We start from the raw sequence: 12434 nt of genomic DNA, 5'->3' as shown, positions 1-12434 counted from the left end.
GCGCGGATCGGATGGGTCGGCCCAGTCCTTGGGCAGGTAGAGCCGCCAGTTCAGCGGTACCGACGCGGTGTCGCAGACCGTGTGCAGGCTCACCGCGCTCTGGCACACCGCTTGTTTGCCCAGGGCACCGCACCACTGGTGGGCCGCGCCCACCGATTCGGTGCCCGCCTTGGGGGTGCCCGAGTCGTCGATCACCCACGCATCAGGGCCGATGGCCTGGCTGACCTTGGTGGCCAGGCGGCGTTGGACGGGGGTGTGCTCCCAGGGGGACTGGCCCACGAACTGCTGCAACGCCTGCATGTTGCCGTCCGGGAGGCGTTCGGCCATGGGTTGGATGGACTTGCGCCGCCCGTCCAGCATCAGACCGCGCAGGTAGCAGTTGCCCCAGGCGCGGGAATCCTTGCGGGGGATGGAGGCGAAGACCTCGGCGCAGAACGCGTCGAGGTCCTCGCGGAGTTCCTCTACAGCGGCCAGATCCATACGTCCATGATCACGCAACCGCGACGAGAACGCAGCAACCTAACGAAGTACTACTTGGAGGTGGTGCGGGCCAGTTCGCGGCTGATGATCGACTGGTCCCGGCTGATCAGGCGGGCGATGGCGCGTACACCTTCCCCGCGTGTGTGGGCGAGCGCGATCTCCTCGTGTTCAGCGAGAGTGAGCATCCGTAGTGTTCCCATGAGCAACCCTTGGGACCTGCGATGTTGCTACGACGATATGACATCACCCCCCTTCACCCGCCACCTGCGCTTTGCCACTGCCACCAGCCGCGACAGCGGTACCGGTTCGAGGGGCATAGCACCAGAACTACGCTAGCTCGGCGCTGGTGCACTTGTAGTGGATCAGCACCCACCGCACTCCGCTTCTATCCTCCGAAACTGGAGGTAGTGGGGAGAAGACTTGGAGGTGATCGCCCAGGTATCAGTGGTGACGATCAAAGCAGGTGTAGCGGTGATGGCCGCCGCCCACGAGGTGGATTCCCACCCTTCTCGTGGTGGGCCTCCTCTGAACCGCAGTCCTGCGCGTCGCAAGGTCAGATCGGGACGGTCGCCGTTGTCACCCAGATCCACCTTGTCGTGGTCATGTCACCGATTGTGGCGCGCGACCCCCTGCTGGGTATGGCGTTTCGGCTGTATCGGCCGTATGCGGCCGGTGGGGCGACAGCACGCGTCATGGGCCTAGCCATGTCAACTACGTATGACGGGGCGGCTGTGGGGCGCTGGTGGGCGCACACCGGGCTGCCCTTTGCCCGGGCTGTCAAGGTCACGAAACGGCAAAATGCTCCGCGAGGTGCTCCTCCACCTGTACTGGACCTTGTACTGCGGAGCACACACGGAGCATTTCAGGCCCCGAACCAGGCCCGGCGCCTCGCCTGTTCGACTCGCGTACCCCGTCTGACCTGGGGTTTTGTGGCGCACCCGGCAGGATTCGAACCTGCGACCGTCGGATTAGAAGTCCGGTGCTCTATCCACTGAGCTACGGGTGCCTGATTCAATTGTCGCGTGCCGTGGCGTGACATGGCCGCGTTGCCACCGCTGGTCACAGGAGAGTGCTGCGGGCCGGAGGCAGGGCTGGGTGGCGATGCCTACGGTCGGATGGTTCCTGTGGTGACGCCGGTGGCGTCCCGGGCAGACATTCTAGGGTATTCGTCAGATGTCGCTCACGGGAGGGCAAAGCCTCGCCAACTACGGTGTTTCGTAGTTGTCTCTCGTTACCACGCGCGTTCCACCAAATCGGTCGCTATGGGCCTCGGGCACCACGTTACCGGTGATTAACTCCTGGTGTGACGCTGTGTCGCCGGCGTTTCGCGATGTTCTGATGTACGAGTTCAGAAGGCCCACCACTGACCTGCGAAGATCATCAGCGCGACCATGGCGACCAGCATGCGGGCTCCCCGAGACCAGCGTTAGTTACCCTCTGTATTTGTTGTTACGGAGGGTAGTAAACCTGGTCGGTCGGGGGTTTGGGGCTTTGTTGACGCGGGTGGAAGTAGGAAGCCTCGGGGCAGGACCCCGCTTTCCCCGGTACGGCTTCGCCCCTGGAGACGGGCCGGGGGCGGTGCGAGACCGTCGCCCAGCGCGACCGGACACGGTGGCGGAGTCGCACGTCCGGTGGTCCCGTTGTTCCGAGGAGGACCGGATCGAGGGTCGGCGTCGCCTCGACCGCAGGCCGCGGTCGAGGCGGGATCGACGGCCGGACGAAGGACGAACCATCCCTGGGCCACGGCCTTCCACCGCTTTCCACGACCCTCCACGGCCTTTCGTGGCCCTTCGCGAGAAGGGGTCTGCCAGGCGTCCTCCGAGGTCGGGGCGAGCGGGGTCAGGGCGCCGCGGTCGGAGCTCAGGCGAGGTTGCGGGCGTAGTTCACCTGCTGGTGGATCTGCCCCACCATGCTCGGGTGGGTCACCATGATCGACGTGGTGTAGTGCTTGTCGTGGCCCTGCACGCTGACCTGTACGTGCCCGGTGGTCTTCTCCTCCTTGACCAGGAGGAAGAGCAGCCCCAGCAGGCAGGTCCACCAGAAGACCAGGATGGCCACGATCACCGCCCAGGTGGGGGTCGCCCGGTCGGTCCGGCTCATGTCGTTGACCGTCCACACGGTTCCCCTGATGGGAAAGCGTCCGACCGGCGTGATCACCGTGTGCTGGGAGAACGCGATCTCGCCGATGGTGCCGAGAGGCACGTCCTCGCCGGGCGGGGGAGGGGGTACCGCGGGCTGGTAGCCGCCGTAGGGTTCGATCGCACCGCCGTGATGCTGCTCGGGAGGAACGCCCCAGCCGGGGTTCTGGCCGCTGGGCTGGTGCCACGGTTCGCCCTGGCCCGGGTGGGGATTCGGGTACTGGTTCATGCCGTGATTGTGTCAAAGCACCGGGAGGACCAGGGGCGACTCCCCCGTACCTGTGTCCATTCCGTTTCCGCGGCCGTGGTGCTCCCTCCCAGGTGGAGGGGCGTGGATCGGCGAATCTGGCCGGATGTGGCCACGCGGGGCCCCCTTCTCCGCTCCTGTCGCGCGTGGTGTCCCGACATCCGGGCTGCGTGTGATGCGTATCACTTCAAACCTGCGGATTCGTCGGTGCGGCCTCGGTTTCCCCGGAGAACATGAAACTCTTTCACAATCCATCGGCCGCGCATAGCATGCCGCTGATCCATCGCCCGCGCCCCCAGGTGGTGACAGCTCGTGTTCCCCTCCCTCACCCGATGGCTACGCACAGGCGCCGCAGGAGCCGCGCTGGGGGTGGTCGCGACCACCGTCGCGGTCCTCCCCGCCTCCCCGGCCAAGGCCTTCCCTCCTCCTCCGGCCGCGCCCGCACCCCTGGCCGACCACTGTGCGCCCGCCGGGTGCATGGACATCCTCGCCCCAGGGCAGAACGGCAACGCCACTCTGGTCGAGATCCTCGGCCACCAGGTCTTCGGAACCCGGCCGCGCCACTCCTCCAGCCAGTTGGACATGTACGACAACCTCGTCCACCACTACGACGGCCTCACCACCGAGGGACTGGACGACTTCTTCCTCGACGCCTCGTTCGGTGTCGACCCCGGTGACGTGGGCCGCCGATACCGGCCGCGCGCGGACGTCACCATCACCAGGGACGCCGACCACGGCATCCCGCACATCCACGGCAGCACCCGCGAGGGCACCATGTTCGGCGCCGGGTACGCCGCGGCCGAGGATCGCCTCTTCCTCATGGACGTGCTGCGCAGGGTCGGCCGGGGCGAACTCACCTCCTTCGCCGGCGGTGCCGAGGGCAACCGTGGGCTCGAACAGGACCTGTGGCGCAACGCCCCCTACACCGAGGAGGACAAGCAGGCCCAGATCGACCGTGTGGCGTCGAGCGGTGAACGCGGTGCGCGGGCCATGGCCGACGTCGAGGCCTACCTGGAGGGCGTCAACACCTACATCGACCAGGCGGACAGAGGCCGCTACTACCCCGGCGAGTACGTCCTGACCGGGCACAAGAACGCCATCACCAACTCCGGCAGGATCGAGCACTTCACCCCGACCGACGTGGTGGGCATCGCCTCCATGGTCGGCGGCATCTTCGGTGGAGGCGGAGGCGGCGAGGTCCAGGCCGCCCTCGTCCTGGCGGGCTTCCAGGACCGTTACGGCGCGGAGAGGGGAGCCGAACTCTACGACGCCTGGCGGATGGAGAACGATCCCGAGGCCGTGGTCAGCGTCGAAGGAGAGTTTCCCTACAGTGGGACACCCGAGGACCCGGTCGGTGAGGTCCTGCCCGACCCCGGTTCGCTCCAGCCCCACGACATCGTCCAGGACGAGCACGGCTCCGCGCTCACCGGTGCGACCGCCGACACGCCCGCACCGCGGGCGTCCACCATGGCGGAACCGGAGGAGGGGGCGGAGGCCCTCACCGTCGAGGACCTGCCACAGGAACAACAGGACGAACTACAGAGAATGGTCGACGAAGGCGACCTGTCCGCGGTCGAGGGCGTGTTCGACGACGGCGTCCTGCCCGAGGGCTTCATGGACCCCCGTGGCATGTCCAACGCCCTGCTGGTCTCCGGGGAACACACCGAGAGCGGTTCCCCCGTCGCCGTGATGGGACCCCAGACCGGCTACTTCTCCCCCCAACTGCTCATGCTCCAGGAACTCCAGGGGCCCGGTATCAGCGCCCGCGGCGCCTCCTTCGCGGGGGTGAGCTTCTACGTCCAGATGGGTCGTGGCGTGGACTACGCCTGGAGCGCGACCTCGGCCGGACAGGACGTCACCGACACCTTCGCGGTCCGTTTGTGCGAGACCGACGGTTCGGCGCCCACCACCGCCTCGCGCGCCTACGTGGACGGTTCCGGCGACTGCGTGCCCTTCGAGGAGCTGAAGGTCGCCAACGCGTGGTCGCCCACGGTCGCCGACGGCACGCCCGCGGGCGGTTACACGTTGACCTCCCTGCGCTCGGAGTTCGGTCTGGTGCACTCGTTCGCGACCGTGGACGGCGATCCTGTCGCGTTCACGACGCTGCGTTCGACCTACATGCGCGAGGTCGACTCCATCATCGGGTTCCAGCGCTTCAACGACCCCGACGAGATCACCTCGGCCCAGGACTTCATCCGAGCCTCGGAGGACATCGGCTACGCCTTCAACTGGCACTACGTCGACGACACCGACATCGCCTTCGTCAACTCCGGCGACAACCCGATCCGTGTCGAGGGCACCAACCCCAACCTGCCCATCGACGCCTACTCCGGTTCGGGGTGGTCCGGCTGGGACCCCGAGACCAACGCCGCCGACCACCACCCGTTGGAGGACCACCCCCAGGCCGTCGACCCCGACTACATCGTCAACTGGAACAACAAGCCCGCCCAGGGCTACACCTCCGGCTGGTCGACCGGCTCGGTGCACCGCGGCGACCTGCTCGACGGCCGGGTGTCCGCGCTCATCGACGGCGGACACCGGTTCACCACCGCGAGCCTCACCCAGGTGATGATGGAGGCCGGTGCCGCCGACCTGCGCGCCCAGGAGGTCCTCCCGCTCCTGTTGGAGGTCATCGACACCCGACCCGTGGACGACCCCGCACTGGCGTCGGTGGTGGAGGAACTGAGGCTGTGGAACGAGGCCGGTTCCCTGCGCCGCGAGCCCTTCCGCGACGCCGGGTACTACTCCTACGCCAACGCCATCCGCACCCTGGACGCCTGGTGGCCGCTGCTCGTCCAGGCCCAGTTCGAACCGGAACTGGGCGGTGACCTCTACACCGCCCTCACCCGCGCCGCGCAGACGGACGAGTCGCCCTCGGGGGCCACCGGCGGCGGCGAACCCGGCAGCGTGAACCAGGGGCAGCCCCACCGGGGGTCGGCCTTCCAGTACGGCTGGTGGTCGTACGTGGACAAGGACCTGCGCATGGTGCTCGGACGACCGGTCGACGGACCGCTGGGCGAGGCCCACTGCGGCGGTGGTGAACTGGACTCCTGTCGTACCGTCCTGCTGGACACCCTGGCCCAGGCCGCCGACACACCGGCGGGGGAGGTCTACCCCGGGGACGACCACTGCGCCGTGGGCGACCAGCTGTGCGCCGACACGGTGATCCACCAGGCGGTGGGAGGCATCGGCATGTGGCCGATCGCCTGGCAGAACCGGCCCACCTACCAACTCGTCTACCAGTTCTCCGGCGGGCGGTAGAGCGGACGGAGGCGGACGCGGTTCGCGGTGGCCCTCAGTGGGTATCACCGGGAGCCGCGTCCGTGTGTCACGTCGGAAGAACGTCGTGCCCGATCGCGTGCCCCGTCGGACTCGTGTGGGTACGTAAGGGAACACCCAGAACGTAGCGGGAGGGTCGCAGGAACATGAACGCCTGGTTGATCTGGCTCATCCTCGCCATCGGCCTGGGAATCGCGGAGGTCTTCACCCTCACGTTCGTGCTGGGACTGCTGGCGGTCGCGGCGCTGGTCGCGGCCCTCCTCGGAGCCATCGGAGTGCCGGTGGCCGTCCAGATCATCGGTTTCATAGCGACCGCGGCGGCCGGAATCTACCTCGTGCGACCGCTCATGCAGCGCCAGATGAGGAGCGGCCCGGGTACCAAGTCGGGCGCGGAGGCCCTCGTCGGCCGTTCCGCCGTCGTCATGCAAGAGGTCGACGGGGAGAGGGGGAGGGTCAAACTCTCCGGAGAGGAGTGGTCCGCACGCTGCGTGGACGAAGACCTGGTGATCCCGGTGGGTACGCGCGTCGACGTCGTGGAGATCGACGGAGCGACAGCCGTGGTCTATCCGCGTGAAGCACTGCCCTGACAACAGCTCCAGCCATGTCCCCAGACCTAGGCCAGGTGCCAGAACATGGAACCGACCATCGCCCTCATCATCCTCGCGGTCATCGTCGTGGCCGCCGCCCTGTCGGCGATCCGCATCGTCCCTCAAGCGAGGGCCTACAACATCGAGCGCTTCGGTCGTTACATCCGTACGCTCGATCCGGGGCTGAACTTCATCATCCCCGGTGTCGACCGGGTCAACACCAAGTTCGACCTGCGGGAACAGGTCTTCAGTTCGCGCCCGCAACCGGTGATCACCGAGGACAACCTCGTCGTCAACATCGACACCGTCCTCTACTACCAGGTCACCGCGCCCAAGGCCGCGGCCTACGAGGTCGCCAACTACATCCAGGCCATCGACCAGCTCACCGTCACCACCCTGCGCAACGTCATAGGCTCCATGGACCTGGAGCGCACCCTCACCTCCCGCGAGGAGATCAACACGCGGCTGCGCGGCGTCCTGGACGAGACCACCGGCAAGTGGGGCATCCGCATCAACCGGGTCGAGATCAAGGCCATCGACCCGCCGCCCACCATCAAGGAGGCGATGGAGAAGCAGATGCGGGCCGACCGCGACAAGCGCGCGGCCATCCTGCACGCCGAGGGTGAGCGGCAGTCGCGCATCCTGAAGGCCGAGGGCGCCCGGCAGCAGGCCATCCTGGAGGCCCAGGGCGACCAGCAGGCGGCCATCCTGAGGGCCGACGGTGAGGCCAAGGCGGTCGAGCGCGTCTTCCAGGCGGTGCACGCCAACAACGCCGACGCCAAGGTGCTCGCCTACAAGTACCTGGAGACCCTGCCCAGCCTGGCCGCCGGCGAGGGCAACACGTTCTGGGTCATCCCGGGTGAGCTCACCGAGGCGGTCAAGAACGTCACGCACGCCTTCTCGGGCGAGGCCACGCGATCGGGGCCCTCGACGGAGAAGGAGACGGACGGCGGGCCCTCCGGTCCGGCGCAGATCGCCGGCCCCGACCCCGCCCAGTCCTCCTCGGTTCGGGCCGCGGAGGACGCCGCCCACGCCGCGGAACAGGCGGTCGCCGACGCGCGCGACGATGTGCGAAGGGCGGGGGCCGGTGTCGGCGGGACCATGCCGGAACCGCGCGGGGAGGAGTGAGGCGAACCGGCCCCGCCAAGACGGAGCGTGAAAGGGGGGAGGGCGACGCCCTCCCCCCTTTCGTCTCCCACCTCGCCCGAGGGCGTTCTCGACTCAGACCAGCAGGAGCTTGCCGGTGGTTCTGCGTGAGGCCAGTTCGCTTTGGGCCCGGCCCGCCTCCTCCAACGGGTAGCGGCCTCCCACGCGCACGTTCAAGCGGCCCGCCCCCACCAGCGCGAACAGCTCTCGGGCGCGGCCGAGCAGCTCCTCCCGGTCGGCCGTGAAGTGGGCCAGGGAGGGCCGGGTCAGGTACACCGAACCGGCCGAGTTGAGCCGCTGTGGGTCCACCGGCGCCACCGCCCCGGAGGACTGTCCGAACAGGGCCAGCACGCCGCGCGGACGCAGTGAGTCCAGGCTCGCGTCGAAGGTGTCCCGTCCCACACCGTCGTAGACCACGGCCACGCCTCGGCCGTCGGTCAGCTCGCGCACGGCCTCGGCCACGGGGGTCTCGGTGTAGCGGACGACCTCGTCCACACCCGCCTCACGCGCGATGCGCTCCTTGGCCTCGGTGGACACGGTGCCGATCACCCGCGCGCCGCGTTCCTTGGCCAGCTGGGTGATGAGCAGCCCGGTTCCTCCGGCCGCCGCGTGCACCAGCACGGTGTCCCCCTCGGCCACCGGGTACACCGAGTGAACGAGGTAGTGGGCGGTCATGCCCTGAAGGAGCAGGGCGGCGGCCTGTTCCGCGGACACCTGCTCGGGAACGGGGACGACCAGGGAGGCCTTGACCACGGCCCGGTCGGCGTAGGCGCCGGGCGCCATGGCCCAGCCGACGCGGGCGCCCACGGAGAGGTCGGTGGCGCCCTCCCCGACCGCGGTGATCACACCGGCGGCCTCCATGCCGGGGACGAAGGGCAGCGGAACGTCGTACAGGCCGCTGCGCTGGTAGATGTCGATGAAGTTGACCCCGCGGGCCTGCACGTCGACGAGGACCTCGCCGCGGCCGGGTACGGGATCGGGCCTCTCCGACAGTCGCAGTACCTCGGGTCCGCCCTGTTCCTCGATGACGATGGCGCGCATGGGTCCACAGCTCCTTTCGGGTCCGTCCCAGGCATCATGTCAGCCAAGGGCGGGGGTCGCCATGAGGGCGCGGGGTGGCCGCCGTACGCGTCCGTCGCCGTCGGCGCCGATGGCCGAGGACGGGGGCGGGGTCCCCGCCCCCGGCCGGGGGCTCCGCCCCGCCCGGCCCTACCGCGCCTCGCGGCGGTTCCCCGCCGTGACTCCTCACTCCTCGGCGAGGATCTCGTGGAGGGAGAAGCGGGTGAAGAGCACACCGAGCGGGTCGTTGCCCGGGCCCTGCCGGGTCACGATGCCGACCCGACGGGAGTCCTCCACGTCCTCGGCGTCGCCCCCGGGGAGGGGGTCCTCGTCCACCGTGGTCAGGGCGTGTTCCCCGTTGACCCATAGGGACAGTTCCATGGACGGGGCGCCGTCCTCGTCCTCGCGGAACGAACAGGACATCGTGAGGGTGTTGAGGGGGACGTCCTCGACGTCGAAGTCGTAGGGGGAGTTCGGGTCGTGGTCTGCGGGGCGGGCGGAGTCCTCGAAGAGCGGATAGGGCTCGTAGCCGCCTACGTCGGTGGTCTCGGCGAGGGTGATGTCGCCCTCGGCCTCGCTCATGCGGCGGATCTCCGCGCGCTGACCGTCGTAGCGCAGCAGGCCCTCGTACTGGGTGCGGTGCTCCTCGCCCTCGGTGTCCCAGCAGCGCAGGCCGAAGGTCGCCTGTTCGGGGCCCTCGGCCACGTACGCGGTGGTGCTCACCAGGACGCTGTCGGGCAGGAGGTCGTCCCGTTCCAGCTGCAACGTCTCACCACGGCTGGACTGACGTCGGGCCTCGGGGTCGAGCTGGAGCATGACGCCCCGCTGCTCGGCCCAGTAGCCGTCGGAGTCCCCGGCCTCGAAGGTTCTGCCGACCCAGCCCGGGTCGGTGCCGAAGTCGGTGCCGTAGACGGAGACGGTGTTCTCGGGGATCTGTTGTCCGCCGCTCATCAGGGCCGCGACGGTGCCCGCGGCCACCAGCACCACCGTTCCCGCGGCGGCGCCGATCACCATCATGCGTCCACGCCCTGCTCTGGGAGGGGTCGCGTCGGGGAGGCCGGACGGATGCCCCGGCCCTCCCGGCCCTCCCGGCCCTCCCGGTCCGGTGGGCCCCGAGTGGGAGGCGAAGGCGGGTCGGCCCCCAGGAGGCGACGGGTGGCCGTACGCCTGCGGCCCCGCGGGAGCGTGGCCCCCCGAAGGCGCGTGGTGGGCGGGGGTCCACCGGTCCGTGCCCGCGTGCTCGCCCCGCGTGCTCGCCTGCGGGGGACCGGAGGGAGGAAGGCCGTGGGGCCCCGCCCCCTGCTCGGCGGGGGTCGGCCGGGTTCGTGCGTCGGTGGGCGGCGGCTGCGCCGGGGCCTCCTGCGGGGGCGTGCCGGGGACCGGGGCGCTGCTCGGCGGGGCCCACGAGGTGCTGATGGTGCGGCGCACCTCGGCCTCCTGCGGTTCCTCCTGGCCGGTCAGACGGGCCAGGAGTCGCTGGGAGGTGGGACGGTTCTCGGGGTTCTTGTCCAGGGCCGAGGACACCAGGTCGTACAGGCTCGGGTCCAGGCCGTCCAGGCGCGGTGGCGCCGAGGAGATGTTGTGCAGCACGGCGGGCACCGTGGGGGCGTCGAAGGGGGCCGTGCCGGTTCCGGCGAAGGCGACCAGACAACCCCAGGCGAAGATGTCGGCCGCGGCGGTGGCCTGCCGACCCAGGATCAGCTCCGGGGCCATGTAGGAGGGGGTGCCCAGGATCTGGCTGGAGCGGGTGGCGGCGCCGCCGGGGTCGTCCAGGGCCCGGGCGATACCGAAGTCGATGACCTTGGGGCCGACCGGGGACAGCAGCACGTTGGCGGGTTTGAGGTCGCGGTGGATCACCCCGGAACCGTGGATGGCGGTCAGGGCCGCGGCCACGCCCATGGCCAGGCTTTCCAGGGTGCCGCCCGCCATGGGGCCGCCCGCGCGGACGGCCTCGTGCAGATTCGGGCCGGGGACGTACTCCGAGACGATGAAGAGGGGTTCGCCCTCCAGTCGAGCGTCGATCACCCCGGCGGTGGAGAAGCGGGCCACCCGGCGGGCCGCCTCGACCTCACGGGCGAAGCGGAGCCGGAAGGACTCGTCATCGGCCAGGTCGGGATGGATGAGTTTGATCGCGACGGATCGGTCGGAGGCGTCCTTGGCCAGGTAGACGGTGCCCATGCCGCCCCGCCCCAGACGACTCACGATGCGGTAACCGTCGAGTTCGCGCGGGTCCCCCGTACGCAGGGGTCTGCCGCTCTGATGGCCGTTCGACGTCACAGTTGGGGGTCCCTCGTAGGAGATCGTGGAATTCGCCCCTCAGCGTACTCATACCGGTGAACACGTGGCATGGGGCGATCCCTGGTCATCGGGGGTGATGCCCTCGGTACCGAAACGGTTCCCCCGAGGTGCTTTTCTTCGCTAGAGTGAGACCGGAGTTCGAACGCCTGTTCGCTTCTTCCCCGCGGGTGGGCGTCCCGCCGGTGTGTACCGGACTGTTCAGGAGGCGGATGATGCTGAGGGGAAGTGTCGTGGGGCGGGATTACGGGGTGCAGGTCACCGTCGTGGAGGACGACGGGCGGCCGACCCGGTTCACGTGGGAGGGCAGGGTGTACGGGGTGCGCAGGATCCTCGAACACTGGGTCACTTTGCGCATGGACTGGTCGCCCGCGCGCGAGTCCCAGGCGCCCGAACGTCGGCACTGGAGGGTGGAGGCCGGTACGGCGCGTTCGCAGGGGGTCTACGAACTGCGCCACGACACGGCGACCGGCACGTGGATGCTCTCCCGGGTCGGGGGCTGAGGGAGCGGGACGTCGGATCAGGCCAGGTCACCGGGCAGAAGGCTGTAGACGGCCAGGTCGGCCCGACCCTCGTGCAGCGGCATCGCGCTGCGTTCGACGCCCTCGAAGGTGAACCCGGCCCGCTCCGCGACCCGACGCGACCCGGTGTTGCCCGTGGCCGCCTTGAGCTCCACCCGCAGGAAGCCGTACTCGATCGCCCAGCGGGAGACCGCGATGGCGGCCTCGGTCGCGTACCCGTGGCCGCGGCCCCACGGTGAGACCCAGTAGCCGATCTCGGTCGTCATCGCCGGCCACACGATGCGGACCAGCCCCACCGAACCCACGAGTCGTCCGCTGCCGCGCTTCACCATGGCCCACTGCTGTCCCTCGCCGCCGATGCGTATGCCCGGAGCGAGTTCGCGGCACCACATACGGGCGTCCTCACGGGTGTAGACCGCGCCCGGAGAGGGGAGGGGGATCCAACGCTGGAGTTCGGCGTCGGTACAGGAGGCGTACACGTCGTCGATGTCGCCCTCGACGAACGCGCGCAGCCGCAGGCGCTCGGTCTGTAGGATCACGGACGGCAGGATCGGTCTGCCCTGGATGCTGGTCACGCCTTCCCCCTCGGGCCGGTTGCGCTCACGATACGTCCGCTCTCCGGTCGGGCGCCCGCCTTTCCGACGACCCGGTCGATGGGCCCCCCGGACGCGGGGCGACGGAC

Annotated in this window: 9 protein-coding genes, 1 tRNA gene and 1 pseudogene; 4 read left to right on the top strand and 7 right to left on the bottom strand. The window is 69.4% G+C overall.

Annotated elements, in window-relative coordinates; genetic code table 11:
* The 4 genes and pseudogenes from PFX91_RS21670 to PFX91_RS21655 form a co-directional block, all read right to left on the bottom strand.
* The coding region (locus PFX91_RS21670; RefSeq protein ID WP_285734715.1) for an IS701 family transposase at window positions 1–480 on the bottom strand (480 nt) is incomplete at its 3' end.
* A 53-nt stretch (window positions 481–533) separates the two neighbouring features.
* Window positions 534–680: pseudogene (locus PFX91_RS21665) on the bottom strand (helix-turn-helix domain-containing protein); the annotation flags it as partial.
* 730 nt (window positions 681–1410) lie between these two features.
* Window positions 1411–1486: transfer RNA gene (locus PFX91_RS21660), tRNA-Arg, on the bottom strand.
* Between the two features lie 854 nt (window positions 1487–2340).
* Window positions 2341–2847, bottom strand: coding sequence for a hypothetical protein (locus PFX91_RS21655; protein ID WP_285734713.1), 507 nt, complete (start codon window positions 2845–2847; stop codon window positions 2341–2343).
* Between the two features lie 330 nt (window positions 2848–3177).
* On the opposite strand from PFX91_RS21655, the gene PFX91_RS21650 reads away from it, so the two are divergent.
* The 3 genes from PFX91_RS21650 (at window position 3178) to PFX91_RS21640 (ending at window position 7859) form a co-directional block, all read left to right on the top strand.
* Complete coding sequence (locus PFX91_RS21650) at window positions 3178–6126, top strand: penicillin acylase family protein (protein ID WP_285734711.1); 2949 nt, start codon at window positions 3178–3180, stop codon at window positions 6124–6126.
* Between the two features lie 164 nt (window positions 6127–6290).
* A complete protein-coding gene (locus tag PFX91_RS21645) occupies window positions 6291–6731 on the top strand; it encodes an NfeD family protein (RefSeq protein ID WP_285734709.1) in 441 nt (146 codons plus the stop codon).
* A gap of 45 nt (window positions 6732–6776) precedes the next feature.
* Window positions 6777–7859: an SPFH domain-containing protein gene (locus PFX91_RS21640; RefSeq protein WP_285734707.1), complete on the top strand. Its 1083-nt coding sequence runs from the start codon at window positions 6777–6779 to the stop codon at window positions 7857–7859.
* A 93-nt stretch (window positions 7860–7952) separates the two neighbouring features.
* Here the strand turns inward: PFX91_RS21640 and PFX91_RS21635 are convergent, their stop codons facing one another.
* Window positions 7953–8918, bottom strand: a complete 966-nt coding sequence (locus tag PFX91_RS21635; protein ID WP_285734705.1) for a quinone oxidoreductase family protein — start codon at window positions 8916–8918, stop codon at window positions 7953–7955.
* A 204-nt stretch (window positions 8919–9122) separates the two neighbouring features.
* Window positions 9123–11213 (bottom strand): serine/threonine-protein kinase, encoded by a 2091-nt coding sequence (locus PFX91_RS21630; protein ID WP_285734704.1) that lies wholly within the window; start codon window positions 11211–11213, stop codon window positions 9123–9125.
* Window positions 11214–11443: 230 nt separating this feature from the next.
* On the opposite strand from PFX91_RS21630, the gene PFX91_RS21625 reads away from it, so the two are divergent.
* Window positions 11444–11734 carry a DUF6504 family protein gene (locus tag PFX91_RS21625; protein WP_285734703.1) on the top strand — a complete coding sequence of 97 codons (291 nt, stop codon included), beginning with the start codon at window positions 11444–11446 and terminating at the stop codon, window positions 11732–11734.
* Between the two features lie 17 nt (window positions 11735–11751).
* Here PFX91_RS21625 and PFX91_RS21620 read toward each other — a convergent pair whose 3' ends face one another.
* Window positions 11752–12327: a GNAT family N-acetyltransferase gene (locus tag PFX91_RS21620; RefSeq protein ID WP_285734701.1), complete on the bottom strand. Its 576-nt coding sequence runs from the start codon at window positions 12325–12327 to the stop codon at window positions 11752–11754.
* Between the last annotated feature and the right edge of the window lie 107 nt (window positions 12328–12434).

Source organism: Nocardiopsis sp. ATB16-24 (genome assembly GCF_030271535.1).
Lineage (GTDB): Bacteria > Actinomycetota > Actinomycetes > Streptosporangiales > Streptosporangiaceae > Nocardiopsis.
The sequence above is the reverse complement of the archived record's forward strand: the minus strand, read 5'-3'. Positions and strand labels throughout refer to the sequence as shown.